Genomic DNA, 20,715 nt, shown 5'->3' on the forward strand with positions numbered 1-20,715 from the left:
TGCCCTCCGTGCCGGGCGCGATCGCCGCTCCGCCGCAGCCGCTGAGCGACACCGAGATCGAGCTGCGGCTGCTGATGGAGGCGATCTACCTCAAGTACAGCTACGACTTCCGCGACTACACGCTGGCCTCGCAGAAGCGCCGCGTGCTGCACGCGCTGACGCAGCTCGGCCTGCCCTCGATCTCGGCGCTGCAGGACCGGGTGCTGCGCGACGCCGCGCTGTTCGGGCGCCTGCTGCAGTTCCTCACCATCCCGGTCAGCGAGATGTTCCGCGACCCTGCCTACTTCCTGGGCCTGCGTCGCCACGTGGTGCCGCTGCTGCACACCTATTCGTCGGTCAAGGTCTGGGTGGCCGGCTGCAGCACCGGCGAGGAGGTGTTCTCGCTCGCCATCCTGCTGCGCGAGGAAGGCCTGCTCGAGCGCACGCAGATCTACGCCACCGACATCAATCCGGCCTCGCTCGAGAAGGCGCGCCAGGGCATCTTCCCGCTCGAGGCGATCCGCGGCTACACCGCCAACTACCAGCGCGCGGGCGGGCTGCGCGCGTTCTCCGACTACTACACCGCGGCCTACGACGCCGCGCGCTTCGACCCCTCGCTGTGCGCCGACACCATCTTTGCCGACCACAGCCTGGCCACCGACAGCGTGTTCGCCGAGACCCAGTTGGTGTCCTGCCGCAACGTGCTGATCTACTTCAACCGCGAGTTGCAGAACCGCGCGCTCGGCCTGTTCCACGAATCGCTGAGCCACCGCGGCTTCCTCGGCCTGGGCGCCAAGGAGAGCATCGACTTCTCGGCCTATGCCGACCGCTTCGAGCCGCTGGCGCGCCCCGAGCGCATCTACCGGAAGGCCACGTGAGACAGGCGCTGCCCTCCCACCTGCGCCGCCGCGTCGAGGCCGTGGTCATCGGTGCCTCGGCCGGCGGCATCGACGCGCTGCTCGGTCTCTTGAGCGGCCTGCCCGCCGCCAGCCGCATTCCCAAGGTGGTGGTGCTGCACCTGCCCGAGGGCCACGACAGCCGCCTGGCCGAGGTGTTCGGCGAGCGCGTCGCCATGCCGGTGCGCGAGGCCGCCGACAAGATGCCGCTCGCGGCCGGCACGCTCTACTTCGCGCCGCCCGGCTACCACCTGTCGATCGAGCGCGACCGCTGCTTCTCGCTGAGCTGCGAGCCGCCCGTGCTGTTCTCGCGTCCGTCGATCGACGTGCTGATGGCCTCCGCGGCCGACGTCTACGGCGCCGGCCTCGCCGGCCTGCTGCTCACCGGCGCCAACGACGACGGCGCCGAAGGCATGGAACGCATTCACCGTGCCGGCGGGCTGACCGCCGTGCAGGATCCCCAAGAAGCCCTGGTTTCCGTCATGCCCAACGCCGCCATTGCGCGCCATTCGCCCGACTTCGTGCTGCCGCTGCGCGATCTCCACACCCTGCTGCTGCACCTGGAGGCCGCTCATGGACATTGACGTCGAAAGCAAGCTGCTGATCGTCGACGACCTGCCCGAGAACCTGGTGGCGCTCGAGGCGCTGATCCGCGCGCCCGGGCGCTCCGTGTTCCGCGCCCAGTCGGCCGAGGACGCGCTGGCACTGCTGCTCGAGCACGAGTTCGCGCTCGCCATCGTCGACGTGCAGATGCCCGGCATGAACGGCTTCGAGCTGGCCGAGATGATGCGCGGCACCGAGCGCACGCGGCACATCCCGCTGATCTTCGTGAGCGCCGCCGGCCGCGAGCGCAACTACGCCTTCCAGGGCTACGAGAGCGGCGCGGTCGACTTCCTGCACAAGCCGCTCGATCCGCATGCCGTGATCAGCAAGGTCAACGTGTTCGTCGACCTGCACCGCCACCGCAAGGCGCTGCGGCATGAGATGGAGCTGCTGGCCCACGCGCACCGCAAGCAGGAGGAGCTGGTGGCGCAGCTGCAGGTCACGCAGCGCGAACTCGAGCGCGCGGTGCGCATGCGCGACGACTTCATGTCCATGGTCTCGCACGAGCTGCGCACCCCGCTCAACACCCTCTACCTCGAGGCGCAGCTGCGCCAGCTGCACGTGTCCAAGGGCAACCTCGCGGCCTTCGCGGCCGACCGGCTGCCCGCGATGATCGAGCGCGACCAGCGGCAGATCCGCAACATGGTGCGGCTGATCGACGACATGCTCGACGTCACGCGCATGCGCAAGGACGCCCTCTCGATCCAGCCCAAGCCCACCGACCTCGCGCAGCTCGCGCGCGCCGTGGTCGAGAACCTGCGCCAGCAGGCCGAGGCCGCCGGTTCCGAGATCTCGCTGCAGGCGCCGTCCGAACTGCCGGGCGTGTGGGACGAGTTCCGCATCGAGCAGGTGCTGACCAACCTGCTGACCAATGCGCTGCGCTACGGCGGTGGCCAGCCGGTCGCGATGACGGTCGAGCAGGTCGGCGCCGGCGAGGACGGCTTCGCGCGCGTCAGCGTGCGCGACCGCGGCATCGGCATCGCGGCCGAGGACCAGGCGCGCATCTTCGAACAGTTCGAGCGCACCGAGCACAGCCGCAAGCACGCGGCCGGGCTCGGCCTGGGCCTGTACATCACGCGCCAGATCGTCGACCTGCACGGCGGCAGCATCGGCGTCGAGAGCGCGCCGGGCGAGGGCTCGACCTTCAGCGTGGAGCTGCCGCTGGCCGCGCCGCGCGGATCGGCGCAACCGTAGGCTTGCTCCTACCCCACGCGCGGCGCCTTGCCGGGATACTGTTCCATTCCGGACATTTTCAGAAAACCAAAGGCCGCAAAGGCCACCAAGGACCGACCGCCGTGAATGTGCTGATCGTCGACGACAACGAAGCCGCAGCCGACCTGCTGCAGGAACTGCTGACCCTGCAGGACCACACCGCCCGCTGCACCTACACCGGCCAGCAGGCGCTGGACGCCGCCGCCGCCGAACGCTTCGATGCCGCGCTGATCGACCTCACCCTGCCCGACATCCCCGGCACCCAGGTGGCGCGCCGCCTGCGCGAGACCGAGGCACAGGGCGCGCCCAGGCTGCTGGTCGCGATCTCGGGCTTCTCGGCCGCCGATGCCGGTGCCGCGGGCGGGCCCGACGGGCGCAAGCTGTTCGACCACCATCTGCAGAAGCCGATCGACATCGGCGCGCTCGAGGACATCCTCGCGGCAGCGGGCTGAGGGCCTTTTCGCTGCCTTAGCATCGGCGGCCATGCGCCGCCTGCTTCCCTCCACCCTCCTCGCCCTCGCACTGGGCGCGCCGGCCGTATCGGCCGCCGCGCAGTCCCCCGACACCGTTCCCCTCGCACCCGCCGAGCGCGACCGCATCGTGGCCCGCGCCGCCGAGCTGGTGCAGCGGCACTACGTGCTGCCCGCGCCGGCCGATGCCATCGCGGCCCGCCTGCGCGCGCGCTTGCGCGACGGTGCCTATGCGGGCATCGCCGACGCCGACGCGTTGCGCGCGCAGCTCGAGCAGGACCTGCAATCGGTGAACCAGGACAAGCACCTGCTCGTGGCCTTCAGCCGCGAGCCGCTGCCGAAGCCGGCCGATGCGCAGGCCGCCGCGGCGGCGCAGGCCCACCTGGCGCGACAGTACGTGCGCTTCAACCACTGCTTCTACAAGGCGGAACGCATGGCCGGCAACGTCGGCTACATCGACCTGCGCTGCTTCGACCAGCCCGAGGCGCTGGCCGCGACCGCCGCGGCCACCTTCGAGTTCCTGGCCCACACCGATGCCCTGATCGTCGACCTGCGCCAGAACGGCGGCGGCTGGCCCGCGGGCGTGGCCCAGGTCAGCAGCCATCTGCTCGAAGGCAAGGTGCATCTCAACGACGTGCTGCATCGCGAAGGCCACCGCGTGGAGTCGCACTGGACCCGCGCCAAGCTGCGCGGCCCGCGCTACCTGGACCGGCCGGTCTATGTGCTGACCAGCAGCCAGACCTTCTCGGGCGGCGAGGAGTTCGCCTACAACCTGCAGGCGCTGAAACGCGCCCGCATCGTCGGCGAGCGCACCAAGGGCGGTGCCCATCCGTCCAGCAACCATCGGTTGAACGATCGCTTCGAGATCACGATCCCCTTCGCGCGCGCGATCAACCCGATCACGCGCACCAACTGGGAAGGCACGGGCGTCGTGCCCGACCTGCCGGCCAACGCGGACGAGGCGCTGGGCGTGGCGCACCTGGCGGCGCTCAGGGGGCTGGTCGGCAAGGACAGCGATCCGACGACCGCCTATGAGGTGAGCGAGGCCATCAAGGCGGCGGAGACATCCACTGCCGGCGCCCGCAAGTAGTGCCGGCGCAGCGTGCCCTCAACCCGGCCCCAGCACCTTCAACGTCAGCTGCAACACCATCGGCTGCCGCATGTCCCGCGGCGGCGGCTCCGACAGCGGCTGCGCGGTCAGCAACTGGCGCAGGTCGGCATCGGCCTGCGCATTGCCCAGCGAATCGAAGGCCACGCGCTCGGGCCGGCCATCGGGCGCAACCCACACGCGCACGATCAGCGGCGGCGGCGGCAGGGTGCGGCCCTCCTCGAGCAGGCGCTGCTGCATCCAGGCATGCAGGCGCTGCACGGTCTCGTCGGCCGGGTCGCTGAGGCGGCCCTGGAACTGGTTGCCGGCCAGCTCGGCATAGCTGATCCAGTGCTGCGGCACCGGTGCGAGCGCCGAGGGCGCGGGCTGGGCCTGCACGGGCATGTGCACGGCCGCCAGGCCCAGGCCGGCGAGGCCGAGCGCGCGGAACAGGCTGGCCCAGGGCCGCGGCGCGGCGGCGGAATGACGGTGCAAGGGGAACATGCGTTCTTTCGGGGAAAGTTCTGGAAATCGGTGCAGGCTCAGCCGCACAACACGCCGACCGACAGCGTGGCGGCGCGCGCGGCCGGCGACTGCTGGGGGCCGAGCTGCGGGGTATCGCTCTCGCTGTAGGCCACGTCGTTGTCGCGCAGGAAATGCTTGATGCGCGCGGCCCTCTCGGCCCGCACGCGCGTGGAGCCCGCGGCCGCGCCGCTGCCCGACAGACTGGGCAGCCGGCTCAGCGTGCCGCCGCTGGCGCCGGGCGCGGCCGCGATGCGCTCGACCACCACGCCCAGCAGCAGGCCGCCGGCGTCGAGCACCGCGCTGCCGCTGGCACCGGGCTTGGCGCCCGAGAGCAGCTGCAGGCCCTCGGCGCCCGGCACGGTCAGCGCGTTGCCGAGCACGGCCGAGCGGTCGGCCATGCGCTGCAGCGGGCCGTGGGCCTCGGAGAACACCGAGATCGTCGCGGTGGGCAGCGCCTCGCTGCGCGGGAAGGTCGCGCCCAGGTAGGGCTTGATGTCGCTGCGCAGCACGGCGATGTCGAGCTCGGGTTGCGGGCTCGTCGCCCGCACCGTGGCTTCGGCGACGCGGCCGTCCTTGAGCACGAACAGCGAGCGGCAGCCGGTCACGGCATGGCGCGCGGTCAGCACGTCGCCGGCGTCGTTGAGGAACACGCCGCTGGCGTTGCCCTCGAGGACGCGCGGTGGCGATTCTTCGGCGGTCGCCAGCGTGGCGGCCGCCGCGCACACGACGGCCGCCAAGCGGCGAGCAGGACGAAAGGAAGTCATCCGCATAGAGACGGATGAGCGGGCCGCCGAATGCGCTTTGTCATGCAAGTTTCACGAAACTCGTTCCCCGCCTAGCGTCCGCGCGCGCCGGCGCCACCGAGGTCGGCCAGCCGGGCGCGCTCGGCCGGCGTGAGCTTCGCGAGTTGCGCCGCGTCGAGCGCGCCCTGCCCCAGCATCTGGAACGGGCTGGCCGGGTCGTAGCGCACGTTGCGCTGCGAAGGCGCGGCCGGCGCGCCCGAGGCACCGCCCGAGGGCGCAGGCGCGGGGGCGGCCGGCTCGTCGCCGAAGCCCAGTACGCGCACCGTGAACACCGAGGGCAAGGCCTGGCGCGCGGCCGTGCGTTCGCGCTGCATCACGTCCTGCGCCGCCATCGTGGCCTGCGCGGCCGCGGCGCTGGCGTTGGCGAGCGCACCGACGTTCACCGAGGCCACCACCGGCAGTCCGGCCGATTCGCCCTTGACCTGGATGTTGGCCGCGTTCACCACCTGCAAGGCCGCGAGGTTCACGTTGCCCGACACGCGAATGCCGGCCTCGCCCGCGTCGATGGTGCCCAGCGGCGCGATCAGGTCCACGTCGCCCGGCGGCACCTCGGGAATCGGATCGAGCGTGGCGATGCCCGCGCCCGTGCTCGGCACGTTCGGCGACAGCTTCACGTTGCCCAGCATGTCGTACTCGCGCTTGGGCGGCGTGTAGACCAGCGTGGTCTTCGAACCGCGTCCGGCATTGATGTCGCCCGTGGCCGACCAGCCGAGGATGTCGCCGCCGAAGGTGGTCATGATGCGCGACAGGCCCAGCAGGATGCTGCCCTGGCTGTACATCTGGATGTCGCCCTCCCCCTGCGTGATGAAGCCTGTGGGGTTCGCTCCCGGTGTGCTCGCAGGCGTGATGCCCTCGACGCCGACGATGGTGGTGCCGCCCGGCGTCAGCGTCTGGATGTCCCCGCCCACCACGGTGCGGATGCCCGCGCTGGTGCTGGTGCCCTGGTAGAGCGTGAGGCCGCCTTCGCGCTCGATCGGCCGGCCGTCCGCGCCCCGCGTCGGGAACAGCGTCGCGATGGCCTCGCGCCCGCGCAGATAGCTGCCGTAGCGCTTGCTGTCGACGTCGTTGTACTCGCGCCCGCCCGCGATGAGCTCGTCGTAGAACACCTCGCGCACGAACACGCGCTGCTGCTCGGGTGGCAGCGCCTGGAAGTACGCCAGCGCGTCAGCGGGCGACGCCGCGACATGGCCGAAGCGCTCGCGCAGCCATTGCGTCAGTTCGGCGTCGTAGGTCTTCACGACCTTGCCGGGCTGGCCGGCCAGCGCGGCCGATGCGTCGATGGCATTGGCGGGGTCGAGGTACAGCGCGGCGAAGCCCGCGAAGTCGCTCGCGCCCTGCCCGCGCGGCCCGGCACCCAGCCCCGCCTGCACCGCGATGTCGGCGCCCGGGCGCCGGTCGCCCGGCACCACGGCGCCGAGGCTGGTCAGGGTGCCGCGGTTGCCCTGGTAGATCTGGCCGCCCGCGGACACTTCGAGCGTGCCCGGGCCGGCGATGCTGAAGCTCGTGTACAGGATGTCGCCGCCGGCCGCGATCATCGAGATGTCGGAGGGCGCGTTCTGCACGATCAGGCCGCTGCTGTTGACGATGTCGCCGCCGGCCAGGATGCGCAGCGGCTTGGACGCCAGATAGGTGGGAATCGCCGCTTCGCCGACGCCCGGGCTCACGTTCAGCAAGTTGCCGATCTCGATCGCCAGCACGTCGCCGTTCACGGCATAGATGTGCGACACCACGCCTTCGCCGGCCATGCTGCCGTCGCTCACGGTGCTGAGCCCGAAGTTGAACAGCGCGCCGCCCACGCCGACGTGCGCCGGGATGTATTCGGCGAAGGTGTTCTGGTACATGTAGTCCCACTCGTACGGCTGCAGCTTGCTGGCGTTCCAGTAGTTCGTGGCCGCGAGGGGATTGAAGGGGTTGTCGCGCAGCATGCGCCAGCCCGGACGCAGTGGCGTGGCCATGCTCGACAGCGCCGTGCCCAGCGGCCCGATCGGGTTGTGCCCGTTGCTGATGGAGTTGGTTGAGTCGCCGCTCACGAGATCGCGCGCCAGCAGGTCCAGGTGGCCGACCGGCGAGGGCATCATCTGGCCGCCGCCGAGGCTCTCGGTCGCGTAGTAGATGCTGCCGCCGGCCGCCACCGCGCTCAGCGTGGCCGGCATGATGCTCGTGCTGCTGTTCACGTCCTGCATGTTGGTCGCGGGATCCATGTTCGTCGCGCCGAAGGGCGAGACGTTGCCGCCCGCGGAGAACAGGTCGAGCGCCGTGCGGTCGGTCCACAGCGTGAACCAGCTCGCGGTCGGGCCGCCGAGGCTGCCGTTGCTCGCCTGCGTCTCGACACGCTCGCCCGCGCGGCCCGCATCGACCACCGCGCCGATCGCGAGGTCGCCCAGCGTCTCGATGCGCAGCACGCCGTCGCCCGGCGCGAAGCTCACGACGCCGTCGCGCTGTCCGCTGTAGGGCGTGTGCGGATCGACCGCGCGCGGGTCCTGGTTGTTGGGCGTGGCGAAGTTCTTCAGCACCACGCTGCCCACGTCGGTGGCCGCCATGCGCGTATCGCCGCGCAGGTTGGCATACAGGCCGGTGCGGATCTGTCCGCCGGCCGAGACGTCGAGATTGCCGCCGCCGGTCTGCGCCAGCACGCCGCCGTCGGCGACGCGGCCGGTGCTGCCCACCGCGACCAGCAAGCCGCGCGTGAAGGAGCCCGCGGTGCCGATGTTGCCGCCCGCGTGAACGCTGGCATTGCCGCCGCCGAGCGTGCCCATGCCGGCGAAGCCGCCGAATCCCAGCCGCGGCTGCGCGAGGGTCGGCCAGCCGTCGATGGCATAGCTGCCGAAGTTCAGGCCCCAGGCCGTGCGCTCGCCGATCTCGGCGCCGCCCTGGCGCCACAGCCACTCGCCGGTCGACAGGGTCTCGGGCTGCACGTAGCCGAGGATGTCGCCCTGCGCCGAGAGCGTGAAGTCGCCGCCGTTCTCGGTGAACCACATGCGCTGCGCGGGCAGCGTGCGCTCGTAGTCCGCGTTGCCCGCGCCGAGCACGCTGCCGTCGGGCAGCCTGGCGCGCGGCGCGTTGTAGCCCGAGTCGTTGCCGGTGCCGGCCACCGAGGTGCCCGCGGTGTAAACGCCGAACAGCGACTCCTGCCGGTAGCTGCCGCCGGCATAGAGCTCGAGGTCGCCGGTGCCGGTGCGCACCACGCTCGGCGCCTGCACGGTGAACTGCGTGGTCGTTCCGGCCAGGTGCAGGTCGTCGAGCACCAGGTTGCCGCGGCCGGCCAGTTGCGCGGCGCCCTGCAGCCGGCGTGTGTCGGCGGCGCCGAGATCGGCGCCGCTCACCAGCCGGATCGAGGCCGACAGGCTGCCCGCGGCCAGCATCCGCGACGCGGCCCACAGCCGGCCGGGCTCGGCGCGCGGGCCGCTGAGCAGGATGTCGGCACCGCCCGGCGCGACCGTGGTCAGCACCGTGCCGGCCGCGACCGTGATCGTGCCGGCGAGGAAGCCGTTGTAGATCGTGTCGCCCGGTCCGTAGCTGCCGTAGTCGTCGCTGATCGAGCCAGACACCACGACCGGGAAGTCGCCCGTGAAGATGCCGGGGAACACGTACCAGAAATCACCCCAGGTGGCGTTGAAGGGCACGCTGACCGTGACGTCCTTCGGCGCCGGCTGGTTGGTGAACAGCACCTGCAGGCGGGTCTGCCAGCCGTTGTCGTCGGGCGTGGCCGGCGGCGGCGCGAAGCCGTCGTTGATGCTGCCGTGGATGTTCAGGTCACCGCCCGCGCGCAGCGCCAGCGACATCGGCTCGCCCGCGCCGTAGCGCGCCGAGGCCAGGTCGCGGTCGGCCGCGGGGCCGTAGCGGTAGCCCGACAGGTCGAGGTCGCCCTTGACCGTGAGGTTGCCCGTGGGCGTGCTGCTGGCGATCTCGACGCCGGGGCGCAGGTGGAACGCATCGCCGTAGGCCAGGAGCCCGGCCATGCGCGCGCGCAGCTCCGCATTGCCGCGCGCGGCGGCATCGAAGGCGCGGCTGTCGCTGTCGATCAGGTCCAGGTAGGCCTGGTCGACGATCTGCCCATTGGCATCGCCGGGGTCCGGCCGCGCATTGGTGTAGCGCGCGACGCCGTTCAGCGCGATGGCCTGCGCGCCCTGGATGTTCAGCGTGCCCGCGGCCGCGATCGCGATGTCGCCGCCGGTGGCGTTGGCCGGCGCGTCCGCGCCGGTGGCACTCTCGCCGGTGCTGCCCACGCGCGGCGCGTCGATGTCGAGATGGCCGCGCGCGATGCCGTCGGGCGAGCGCAGGTCCAGGGTCGCGCCCGGTTCGAGGCGCACCGTGCCACCTGTGCTGCCCAGCGAGATCTTGGCTCGGTTCGACGCATCGATGGGCGCCCCGTAGCTGTCGGCGACCAGCGTGGTGGCATGGGTGTCGAGCACCGCGCCGGCCGCCAGCGTGAGGTCGCCGCTGGCGTTGAGGCGGATGCTGCCGGGCGTGGCGCCCGAGGCGTCGATGGTGCCGTTGACCGTGAGGCGGCCCGCGTCGGTGGCGATGCTCACCTGCCGCGCGCGCACGCCCTCGCCCACGTTCAGGTCGCCCTGCTTCACGACGAAGCCGCGCGCGCCGAAGAAGGCGGCGTCGTTCAGGCGCGCATTGAGCGCAGCGAAGTCGGCATCGGAGATGGCGCGCGTCGTCAGGTCGAACTTGCCGTCGTCGAAGCCGGCGCCGCCGCCCGCGCCGTGCAGCGCGCCGGCCAGCGTCACCGTGCCCGCCCTGGCGTCGAGCGTCAGCGAGCCGGCGTCCTCGTGCGCGGCCGACACGTCGATGCGCGAGCCCGCGGCCTGCGCGATGCTGCCGTTCGTGCTCGCGAGCGTCGCGGCGCCGCCCCAGCTGTACTTCGTGATGTCGTAGAACTGCACGGCGCGGCCCGACAGGTCGATCTGCGCGCCCTCGCCCAGCGAGATGTCGCCATCGGCCAGCAGCCGGAGCACGCCGGTGGGCAGCGCCACCGTCGTGTCGAGCGACACGCTCGGGCCCTGCAGCGTCAGCGAGGCACCGAGTTCGCCGATGGCGGCGGTGTCGGGCGCGGCGGCACCCGCGGGCGCCGACACGTCGATGGCCCCGCCCGCGACGTAGCGCATCGCCGAGCCCGCCTGGCCGGTGAGCAGAGGCGTCACGATCGACAGCGTGCCGCCATGCAGCGTGCCGTCCGCGTCGCGCGACTGCCCCACCAGGAGCGCGGCCTTGTTGTTGGCCGTGACGCGATCGGTGGCCTGGATCTTCACCGAGCCGAAGCCCAGCGCCAGACGCTCCAGCTCGGCCTGGCGCTGCGGCTGGCTCAGCGCGTCGTAGCCGAACTGCACGGTCCGCGCATCGATCACCAGCGACCCCGTGCCGGTGCCCGGACCGCCGGGCTGCACCGCCGCCGGCGTCGCGCCCGCATAGGGCGTGGTGGTGCCGTTGCCCGTGGCAATGCCGTTCCACACGAAGTCGCGCGTGGCGATGCGCACCGTGTCGCTGTCGGTGCCCAGGCCGTAGAAGGCGGGTGTGTTGAACACGAGCTGCACCGGCGAGTCGCCGGTGTCCAGCGTCAACGAACCGTAGAAGTTGAAGGCGCCACCGGCCGTGAGGCTCAGGCGCTCGAGCGCCGGCACGCCGGCGCTCGCCGAGGGGCGCAGCAGGCGGTCCAGCGTGGCCTGGGTGAGCTGCCAGCCGGCCTGCATCGACCCGGCCGCCTGCGCGGCTGCCATGCTCGCGGCGGTGCCGATGTTGATCTGGTCCTGCGCCACCGTGAGATAGCGCGCGCCCAGGTTCACGTCGCCCAGCGCCAGGCCACCCGGCGCGGCGAAGGCGATCGTGCCTTCGCTCAGCACTGTCGCGCCGTCGCTGACCGTGACCGTGCCCGTGCCGAGCGCCGGCAGGAAATCCAGCCAGCCGTTGCTCACGGCGAACACCGCGGGCGAGTAGGAAGCGGCCGAAACGCCGGGCGCGTTGGCATACAGGAAACCGAGATTGGAATCGACGCCGGGCCGGCCCAGGCCGCGCGTGTCGAGCACAGCGCCGCCATCGACATTGATCTGGTTGCCGATGAGGAAGATCTGGCCCGCGCGCAGCGTGGCTCCATCGCGGACGTTCACCAGGCCCGCGCCCAGGCCATTGCCGAAGTAGATGCGCGCGCTGTCGCCCGACGAGTCCTGGCCGTTGAAGTAGATGTAGATGCCGCCGATCGCCAGCGTGTCGGCACGGAAGGCATTCAGCATGTCGGCCGACACCTCGATGGCGCCCGCCTTGGGCCGCGCGGCGCCGCCGACGATGTCGATGGGCTTGTCGCCCAGCAGGTTCACCTGGCCGCGCAGGCCGCCCGGGGCGGCATCCAGCAGCACCTGGCCGTCGAACTGCAGCGGCACCACCTCGTCGTTCTGCGCGAAACTGAAGCGCAGCACCTTGCCGTCCACCGGCAGCAACGGCCGCACGTTGCCGAACAGCGCCGCCTGCGCCTTCGCGAAGTCGGCATAGCTGGTCTCGTTGTATTGCGAGAAGTGGCGCACCGTCTGGCCCGGCGTGACCAGCACGCGGCTGGGCAGGTTGTCGTGCACGGCAGTGTTCGAAAAGCCCAGCGTGCCGGTGGTGCTCCACGAGCCGAAACCATCGGCCAGCGCGCCGGCCGGCGCGGCGGTGCCCGAGAGCGCATCCATGCGCGCGCCGACCTCCACGCGGAACGCGCCCGGCATCAGCGCATAGCTCGCCGGCAGCAGCGCGTAGGTGCCGGGGGGCAGGCCCGGCACGCCCGCGCCGATCGTGATCTGCCGGCCCACCGCCGGATCGCCCGCGCCCTTGTCGCGAACCACCGGCGCATAGGCCGATGCGTAGCCGGGCACGATCGCATAGACCGCGTTGCCCGCGCCGCTCTTCGGATAGGCCGCCGGATTGGCGTTGGCCAGCGCCGTCGTCAACACGTCGACCGAACCGCCACGGCCGGTGATGAAGCCCGCGCCGCGCAGGTCGCCCCCGCCCGAGAGGTCGAGCACCGAACCGGGCTCGGCGACCACCGAGCCGCCGCCGATCGAGATGCCCTGCGCCAGCACGAAGTTGTCGGGCGAGAGGTTGACATTCGGTCGATTGATGAAATTGCCGCCGAGGCTGAACAGCGTGCCGTCGGTGCCGCGGTAGGTCAGGCCGTCCTGGGTGCCGCCGTAGGGCATGGTCAGGCCCGCCGCGCTCACCGAGGTCAGGCTGCCGTCGCGCAGCACCAGCCGCATCCAGGGCAGGATCTCGGGGTTGGCAATGACGCCCCCCATCCAGGCGACGCCGTTGAGCGAGCCGCCGACGTCGTTCAACCCGATCGTGCCCAGCGGCGCGCGCACCACGCCGCCCTGGTCCAGCGTCGGGCCCATCAGCACGAGCTGGCCGAACACCGAATCGGGCACCGGCGCGTCATGGCCGTTCGAGCGGATCGTCAGGCTGCGCTCCTGGTCCCAGATGCTGGACGAATCCGGCAGCCTCGCCTGGCCGGCGATCACCACGCCGCGCTGCCCGCTCACCGGATAGATCTGCGCCGCGTCGATCAGCAGGTCGCCGGTGACGACGAAGGCGGCGTTGCCCAGGCGGATGTCGCCCTCGCTGCGCAGCGTGAGGGCGGCGAAACCGCCGGCATCGACGGTGTGGCCGACGGGCGGCCCGTTCGGCACCACGGCACCGTCGCCATAGCCGGCGACGATGCCCGACTGCACGCGGCCGTAGATGTCGATCAGGCTCGCATCGAGCGTCAGTGCGCTGTCGCCGCGCGCCGGGCTGCCGATGGCCCGGTTGCCGATGATGAGGCCCGGGCTGAAATAGCCCGAGGCGCCGTCCCAGGTGCCGCCGTCGAACCGGATGTAGGGCGCCGCCAGGCGCACCTTCGCGTCGGGCGTGTTGTCAGCAACCGTCAGGAAGCCGTTGCGCAGGTTCAGGCTGCGGCCCAGCGCGAGGTCGATGTCGCCGTCGAACAGGAACAGGTCGTGCGCCGAGAGCGTCAACGCGTCGAAGCCGCCCGCGCGCACCTGGTCCGCGGACAGCGTCGCCGCGCCGTACTTCAGGCCCGCGTCGGCCTGTCCCGGCGCGAGGCCGTCGGCCAGGCCGCCGGGGTGGTACTGCTGCGTCAGCGTGATGTTGTGCATCACCTGCACGTCCTCGGGGATGTTCTCCGCGCCCGCGAGGTATCTGCGGTTGGCCATCTCCATCGTCAGCGAGCCGCCGGCCGCGCCAGCACCGCCCGCGCGGGCCGTGAGCGTGCCGTCGATCACCATGCCGACGTAGGAATGCAGCCCGATGCCTCCGCCCGCACCGGCCAGCGCGAGTGGCCGCGCGGGTGTGCCGGATGCGCTGCCCGCCGAAGCGTCGACCTCGGCGTAGGCGCCCGAGGCGTCGAGCACCGCCCCCGGACGGATCACGATGAAGGAGTCGGACAAGCCCAGCTCGATCGTGCCGCCGTCGGGCGCAATGCCATAGGCGCGGCCCTGCGCATCGCGGGCCACGTAGGCGCGCGCTGCCGCGTCGAGCACCGCGTTGTCGCCGATCCAGACCGAGCGCGTGGTGGAGGCCCGGTATGCGAGCTGCGAGATCGGCAGCGAGGCGATCGAGATGTCGCCGCCCCAGGCATCGAGCCGGCCGTCCACCGTCAACTGGCCGCCGTTGTTCCACAACGTGATGGCCTGGCCCGGATCGACCGCGATGTGCGCGCCGGTGCCGACCGTCAGGGGCGCGAGCTGGCCCGGACCGCCGAGCCTGGAGCCCGCATCGAACTCGATGCTCGCGCCGCCACGCTGCACGAGAGTGGCGTGCTGCGGGTCTTCCTCGTACAGCGGCGGCGTCCACACCGGCAGCGAATCGGCGAGCCGGCTGCCGGTGGCCAGCGACTGCAGGCCGTCGACGTCCGCGCGCAGCACCGGCATGTTCACTTCGATCCGCGTGCCCGGCGCGATCGCGAGGCCATCGCTGGCCGTGACCACGTAGTGCGAGAAGCCGCTTTGGAACAGCGCGGGCGACAGCGTGCCCGTGGCTGCCACGGCAACGGGCCGGGCCAGCACGGTGCCGGCGGCAAGCGAGGTTCCCGCCGCCAGCGTGAACGGCATGTCGAGCACGCTGCCGGCGTTGTAGCGGACCAGCGTCGACGCGATCGGCAGCCCGTCCGGGAACACGGCGGCTGGAATGGTGACGCCGACCGGCAGGAAGAAGCCCTGGGTCACCGTGGTGCCCGCGGGCACGGTGCTGCCGGTGCCATGGAGGACCCCATTCGAATCGAAGAGGTTGAACGGCACCACCCAGTCCGCCTTCAGCACCAACGGCGTATCCCACGGGATCCGGATCTCGAGCTGCTGGCCCGTCACGGTGTAGCCGGCCGGCCGGCGGGTCAGCGTCACCGAAAGGTCGGTCGGCGCGATGTCGCCCACGGCAAGCTGGTAGTCCTGCAGCAGCCGCAGGTTGACCGGCGCCGCCTGGCCGGCCGCGAGCAGGCCGTCGGTGTCGAGCGCCTTGCCGCCGATGCCCACCGCCGTGCCCGAACGCACGTCGAGCGTGCCGCCGCCGTTCACCCCGAAGGCGCGCAACTCGCCGGCCAGCGTGAGCAGCGCGGTCGGGTCGGTCGCGAGGGAATTGGCGTCGGTCACGAAGCCGGCCGCCAGCGTCACGTCGCCACCATGGCCGCCGCGCAGCGCCCCGCTGCGCAGCAGCGCCGCGCCGGAAGACACGTCGATCGCCGCGCCCTGCGCGAGCGTCACATCGCCCGTGCCGCGGATCGACACGCTGCCGCCGTCGACGTAGGGCAGGCCCGCGCTGTCGCGTTCATCGGCCAGCAGGTTGGTCCACAGGCCGCTCGCATCGAGCGTGGCGCCCGCGGCCACGGTGGTCTGCGCGCGCTGGCCCGCTTCGGGCGCCAGCGCGACGCTGTTGGCGGTACCTAAACCGGTCACCGACGGCAGCACGTTGCCCAGCGCGATGTCGCCACCGCGCGCGGTCAGGTCGGCATTCACGTTCAGCTGCGGCGCATACAGCGCGATGCTGCCGCCCGGCACCACTGCGAGCGCCGCCTCCACCGCCAGGCCGCGCGTGCCGCCGGCCATCAGCTGGCCCAGCTGCCAGCCGTTGACGCGGTCGCTGTCGAGATGCAGCACGTCCTGGAGCGCCTGCGGCAACGGCCCGTCGGGCGCGATGCCCTCGCCCAGGGCCGGCTGCCCGGTGCCGAACACGACCTGGCCGAAGCTCGGCGTGAAGTTATGGAACACGCCCTGTATGCCGTTGGCCTTGTCGGGGTTGAACACGGTCGTGTAGTTGCCGAGGATCAGTTGCGCGGCGAGCGCCGCGGCGTCGTGCGACTGCGCATAGCCGTCGATGCCACCATCGCGCTGGATCGTTTGCCGCGGGCCCCGGTAGACCGTCGTCGTCAGGTCGCCCTCGAGCACCGCGGCGCCGGTCGAGACGATCAACTGCCCCGCATCGCGTCCCACCGTGTAGCCGTTCTCCAGCCGCTGCTGCGGCCCGATCAGCGGGTTGTAGAAGAAGCCCGTGGTCTTGTCGCCCCAGCGCTTGTGCGCGTCCTCGTAGCCCTTGTAGAGGCCTGTGTACTGCACGTCCGCGGGCGCGCTCGACACTTCATAGAGCCGGCCGTCGGAACCCTTGAGCCAGCTCTGCTTGATCATCCCGGTCTGCACGTCCAGCGTGCCGCCCGAGAGGTTGATGTTCGAGCCCGCCTGCGCGACCAGTTCCTTGCCCGCGAACAGCACGCTGCCGCCCTGCGCGCCCCACTCGCCCACCGTGTGGCCCTGCAGGCCCAGGTAGCCGCCGACCTCGAGCAGGCCGCCCGGCGTGTACCAGCGCTCCTTGTCGTAACCTCCGACGCCCGCCGCCACGCGCAGCAGCTTGCGCCGGTCGATCCACACGTTGCTGTTGTTGAGCAGCGTGGTGTCGCGATTCAGCGGCGCATCGCGCTGCTCGTTGCCCTGGATGTTGATCTGCACGTTGTTGGACGACATCGCGACCTGCACGCCGACCGCGCCCGAGACATCGAGCCGCGCGCCATTGGCGACCGTGCTGCGCCCATTGCTCGCGGCCACCGCGATCTGGCCGCCCGTGGCCAGCGTGGTCGATCCGCCCTCGAACACCACGCCGCCGCCCGAGACGATCTCGATGCGCGACTGGTCGCGCCGGTCGTCGAGGCGCGCGAGGTTGTCGAAGCCACCCGAGGCTGCCGTGCGGCGCGCCAGATCCTGCACCGCCGAATCGGCGATCAGCGCATCGCGCTGGCTGTCGAGCGCGGTGCGGCCGCTCTGGTCGTCGAGCAGGATCGCGTTGAGGCCGCGCGAGGTGACCGTGACGCTGCCGAGCTTGTCGCTCGCCGAGTTCAGCAGATGGATGGTGCCGCGCGTGTCCACGGTCGTCGTGGCAATCGCGACGCCGTCCTGCACCACCTTGCGGCCCGCGAGCGTGATGTCGCCTTCGGGCGCCTGCAGCAGGCCGGTGTTGGTCACCGCGCCCGCAGTGCTGTCGGCATTGAACTGCGGCGCCACTTCGTTGCCGCGCGTGGTCGCATACTGGTTGCCCGTGGTGCTCTGGCCGGGCCGCACGATGAAGAAGTCGCCCGCGGCCATCTGCACCTGGCCGCGCGGCGTGGTGATGGCGCCGGCGTTGCTCACCTCCTTGCCGAGCAGCAGCGCATAGCCGCCGCCTTGGGTGACGGTCGTCGGCACCGTGGTGTTGATGCGCGCGCCGGCCTGCACCTCGACCTTGCCGTTGGCATCGGTGAAGCTCGGTGTGTAGGCCCCGCTCTGCTGCGCGCTGTAGATGCCGCGTGCCTTGAACTGCTCGTCACTGATCTTCGCGGCCGCCGCCACGAGGTTGCGCGTGTCGGTCTGGCTGCTGCCGCTGAACACGATGCCGTTGCGGTTCGCGATCAGCACCGTGCCATCGGCCTTGATCCGGCCCTGGATCTGCGAGGGCCGCGCCTGCGGATCGTTGACGCGGTTGAGCACGGCCCAGTCGGCCTGCTGCCTGAAATCGACCGTGGTGCGCTTGCCGACGTTGAAGCTCTCCCAGTTGAGGATCGCGCGGTCGCCGGTCTGCTGGATGGTGACCGTGGTGCGGCCATCGCCGCCTTGCGATTGCACGGGCGCCTGGGCATTGAGCCAGCCCGCGGTCAGCGAATTGGTGTCGACGCGCAACCCGCCATCGGCCAGGCCATCGGGCACCGACGAAGGATCGTCCAGCGCCGCCTGCCGTGCGGCGGCTTGGGCGGCCTGTTGTGCCGCGATGCTCTGCGCGGCGAGGTTCAGGTTGCCGAGCGAACGCTGCAACTGCTCGCGCGCCTGCTGCTGTTGCGCGGTCGGCGTGTTGAGCGAGGACACCGGCAGGCCATTGGGCAGCCGCCCCGTGGCGATGGCCTGTCCCTGCGCGATGTTCTTCTGCGCCATCCAGGCCGCACTGAACGCACGTTGCTGCGCATGCGCCGCGCCCGCCGCGCCGACCGCGATGACGACGGCGACGGCATGGGCCAGGGGTGCGAGGCGTCGCGGTCCGGTGCGGCGGCCAGGGCGTGCGGGGAACGCGGGCTTCACCGGGGCAGGATGGAGGGGCGGCATGACAGGAATCTTTCAGTGGCGTTTCGAATGGACAGGAAGCCATGCGATGGCTTTGCCCATAGACGAATGCCGACGTCCAAAGCTGTACACCTCGCCGCGCATCGGCGGCGAAGAACGCCGCCTCAGTGAAGGATCACGATGCCGCCTGGCAAGGCGGTGAGCTCGAGGCGGAACAGCCGCTGGATCTGCGCCAGCGCCTTGTCGAGGTCATGGATGTGAAAGCGCCCGCTGACGGGCTTGCCCGCGAGCCCGCTGCCCAGCAGCATCACGCGGCCCGGCCGGTAGCGGTTGATCTCGTCGACCACCTGCGCGAGCGCGGTGCGCTGGAAGCGCAGCACGCCCTCGCGCCAGTCGGAACGCTCGCCGCTTTCGAGGCTGCGCACCGGCTGCGGCTTTCGGCCTTCGTACACCAGTTCCTGCGCGGCGCGCAGCGCGAGCGACTCGGCCCCGAGCGTCACGCGCACCTGGCCTTCGAGGCAGCGCACGCAGACGCTGCGCGCATCGGTGTGGCGCACCTCGAAGCGCGCGTCGAGGGCCTCGATGCGCCCGAGCGCCGCGCTCACGGTGAAGGGCCGGCCGCGGCGCGTGGCATCGACCGCGACCTCGCCGCCGATCAGTTCGATGCCGGCGGTCTCGCCCTGCGCGGCCTGCAGCGCGATGCTGCTGCGCGTGTTCATCTCGACCGTGAGGTCGGGCGCGAGCGCGAGGCTGCGTTGCTCGCCGGTGCCCGTGCGGTAGTCGGCCTGCCAGCTCTCGGGCGCGGGCCACAGGCCCAGCGGCGGATGCATGACGAGCACGCCGGCCGCGGCCGCCGCGGTGGCGATACCGGCACCGAGGAAAGCGCGGCGCGGCAGCGTGCGCACGGCCTGCGCCGCCGGCCGCGGCGCCGCGCGCAAGGCCGCGAGCGCGGGATCGCCGGCACCGGCCAGCGCGGCCGCGCCGGCCATGTCGCGCCACAGCCGATGGGCGCGGCCGAAGGCCTGGGCATGGGCCTCGCTGAGCGCGCACCAGCGCTTGAGCGCGCGCGCATCGCGGGCCCGCGCGCCGCCCGAGGCCAGGCGCTGCACCCAGGCATGGGCCTGGCGCTCGAGGGCCTCGGCATCGCGCGGCGGCAGGGGGGACGAATCGGACACGTTCAACGGCCTCGCAACAAACCAACACCGGGCCACGACGCGTCCGCGCGCGGTGCCCTCTTCTTCCAGACGTCTGTCGCGGCCCGGAACTGCACGCGAGCGAAACATTTCATCGCGTGCGCTCCACGATGTACTCGTGCGCGCGCCGCAGCTCGCGGTCGACCAGGCTCAGCGACACGCCGAGCCGGTCGGCCACCTCCTGGCGTGGCATCTCATCGACGCGCACCAGGATCAGCACGTGGCGCCGCCGCGGCGGCATCTCCTCGATGATCGCGGCCAGCTGCGCGAGCTCCGAGCGACCCAGCGCCTGCTGCGCCGGGTCGGGCGCGGGATCGCCGAGCTCGGCGAACAGCTGCTCGACCTCCTCCCCGTTCATGAAGCGCGCCTCGGCCCGGATGCGGTCGAGCGCCACGTTGGTGGCCATGCGCATCAGGTAGCTCAGCGGGTACTGCACGGGCTCGCGCGGGTCCTGCGCCTCGGCAGAGCCTGCCTGCAGCCGCAGCCAGGTGTCCTGCAGCGCATCGCCCGCGAGGTCGGCACTGCCGAGCTGCAGCGTGAGCCGGCGCTTGAGGTCGTCGTAACGGCCCACGAGGTAGTCGCGCAGCATGCCGAAGCTGGAGCCGCTCACGGTGCCGCCCCCACGCGCGCATCGCAGCGCCAGCCGCCGCCTTCCGCGCGCGGCGCGATCAGCATCACGTAGGGCGGCTGGCCGGCGCCGGCCAGCGGCGGCCGACCCAGTTGCACGGTGGCCAACGCCGCGAGCACCGCGCGGTCGCGCGCGGCATCGCCGGTGGAGCCCAGCAGCAGCGGGCGCACCACGCGGCCCTGCGCATCGAGGCCGAAGCGCAGCGCCGCGCGGAAGTCGCCCGCGGCCAATCGCGGGTCGCCGCAAAAGGCATCGTTGACGCGCGCCTGCACCAGCCCGTCGTCGGGCCCCGGCGCGCGCGCCGCTTCGGCCGGTGCTTCAGCGGTTGCCGGCACGCCGGGTTCGAGCACGAAGGCATCGGGTGCCGTGTAGTGGATCGCGAGGCCCGTGCCCTCGAGCAGCAAGCGCAGCGCCGCCTCGGGCGTGTAGCGGCCCTGCACCGCCGCGCTGCTGCGCCCCGCGATCGACTCGGCCGTGTAGAAGCCCGAGCGCCCGGTGAGCGCGCCATAGGCATCGAGCGCGCCCTGCAGCGGCTGCACGCGCAGGTCGAAGCGCAGCAGTCCGGCGGACGGCATCGTCGAGGGAGCGGACGGCAACGCAGGCTCTGCGGCGGCGATCGGGCTCAGGAACGCCATGCACCCCGCCAGTGCGAGCGCACCGGCCGACGGGACCGTGGTTGCCATACGCGGGACATGCTCATGCCATTTCGGAGGGAGAACGCGAAGCGGCCGCACCGCGGCGCGGCCGTTGTTCGGCGGCGATGCTAGGCAGAAAGTTTGA

At 71.9% G+C, this 20,715-nt stretch carries 11 protein-coding genes; 5 read left to right on the forward strand and 6 right to left on the reverse strand.

What is annotated here, in order from left to right; all coding sequences use genetic code 11:
• Positions 1-8: 8 nt before the first annotated feature.
• The 5 genes from KV106_RS01245 (at position 9) to KV106_RS01265 (ending at position 4,250) form a co-directional block, all read left to right on the forward strand.
• Positions 9-857, forward strand: coding sequence for a CheR family methyltransferase (locus tag KV106_RS01245; RefSeq protein WP_261205968.1), 849 nt, complete (start codon positions 9-11; stop codon positions 855-857).
• Entirely contained in the window at positions 854-1,459 is a 606-nt protein-coding gene (locus KV106_RS01250) for a chemotaxis protein CheB (RefSeq protein WP_261205762.1), read from the forward strand. Before KV106_RS01245 ends, KV106_RS01250 begins: the two co-directional genes overlap by 4 nt.
• The gene (locus tag KV106_RS01255; RefSeq protein WP_057590214.1) at positions 1,449-2,672 is read left to right on the forward strand and encodes a hybrid sensor histidine kinase/response regulator; all 1,224 of its coding nucleotides are present in this window, start codon (positions 1,449-1,451) and stop codon (positions 2,670-2,672) included. Before KV106_RS01250 ends, KV106_RS01255 begins: the two co-directional genes overlap by 11 nt.
• A gap of 101 nt (positions 2,673-2,773) precedes the next feature.
• Entirely contained in the window at positions 2,774-3,142 is a 369-nt protein-coding gene (locus KV106_RS01260; protein ID WP_057590213.1) for a response regulator, read from the forward strand.
• A gap of 31 nt (positions 3,143-3,173) precedes the next feature.
• Positions 3,174-4,250, forward strand: a complete 1,077-nt coding sequence (locus tag KV106_RS01265) for a S41 family peptidase (protein ID WP_261205763.1) — start codon at positions 3,174-3,176, stop codon at positions 4,248-4,250.
• 18 nt (positions 4,251-4,268) lie between these two features.
• Here the strand turns inward: KV106_RS01265 and KV106_RS01270 are convergent, their stop codons facing one another.
• From KV106_RS01270 to KV106_RS01295, 6 genes are all read right to left on the reverse strand, one after another.
• On the reverse strand, positions 4,269-4,742 hold the full coding sequence (locus tag KV106_RS01270; RefSeq protein ID WP_261205765.1) for a TonB C-terminal domain-containing protein: 474 nt from the start codon (positions 4,740-4,742) through the stop codon (positions 4,269-4,271).
• A gap of 47 nt (positions 4,743-4,789) precedes the next feature.
• Positions 4,790-5,509 (reverse strand): S1 family peptidase, encoded by a 720-nt coding sequence (locus tag KV106_RS01275; protein ID WP_261205766.1) that lies wholly within the window; start codon positions 5,507-5,509, stop codon positions 4,790-4,792.
• A gap of 98 nt (positions 5,510-5,607) precedes the next feature.
• Positions 5,608-18,156, reverse strand: coding sequence for a filamentous hemagglutinin family protein (locus tag KV106_RS01280; RefSeq protein ID WP_261205767.1), 12,549 nt, complete (start codon positions 18,154-18,156; stop codon positions 5,608-5,610).
• 122 nt (positions 18,157-18,278) lie between these two features.
• On the reverse strand, positions 18,279-19,289 hold the full coding sequence (locus tag KV106_RS01285) for a FecR family protein (RefSeq protein WP_261205768.1): 1,011 nt from the start codon (positions 19,287-19,289) through the stop codon (positions 18,279-18,281).
• A 109-nt stretch (positions 19,290-19,398) separates the two neighbouring features.
• Positions 19,399-19,917: an RNA polymerase sigma factor gene (locus KV106_RS01290; RefSeq protein WP_064262158.1), complete on the reverse strand. Its 519-nt coding sequence runs from the start codon at positions 19,915-19,917 to the stop codon at positions 19,399-19,401.
• On the reverse strand, positions 19,914-20,618 hold the full coding sequence (locus tag KV106_RS01295) for a secretin and TonB N-terminal domain-containing protein (protein ID WP_261205769.1): 705 nt from the start codon (positions 20,616-20,618) through the stop codon (positions 19,914-19,916). The genes KV106_RS01290 and KV106_RS01295 overlap by 4 nt, the downstream gene beginning before the upstream one ends.
• Positions 20,619-20,715 lie beyond the last annotated feature (97 nt).

The organism is Variovorax endophyticus (assembly GCF_025376855.1).
In the GTDB taxonomy this organism is placed as follows: domain Bacteria; phylum Pseudomonadota; class Gammaproteobacteria; order Burkholderiales; family Burkholderiaceae_C; genus Variovorax.

What these genes read in the sequence shown, in the direction of transcription:
- KV106_RS01265 (WP_261205763.1), top strand. Translation starts at nt 3,174, where the DNA reads ATGCGCCGCCTGCTTCCCTCCACCCTCCTCGCCCTCGCACTGGGCGCG.
- KV106_RS01255 (WP_057590214.1), top strand. Translation starts at nt 1,449, where the DNA reads ATGGACATTGACGTCGAAAGCAAGCTGCTGATCGTCGACGACCTGCCC.
- KV106_RS01280 (WP_261205767.1), bottom strand. Translation starts at nt 18,156, where the DNA reads ATGCCGCCCCTCCATCCTGCCCCGGTGAAGCCCGCGTTCCCCGCACGC.
- KV106_RS01295 (WP_261205769.1), bottom strand. Translation starts at nt 20,618, where the DNA reads ATGGCAACCACGGTCCCGTCGGCCGGTGCGCTCGCACTGGCGGGGTGC.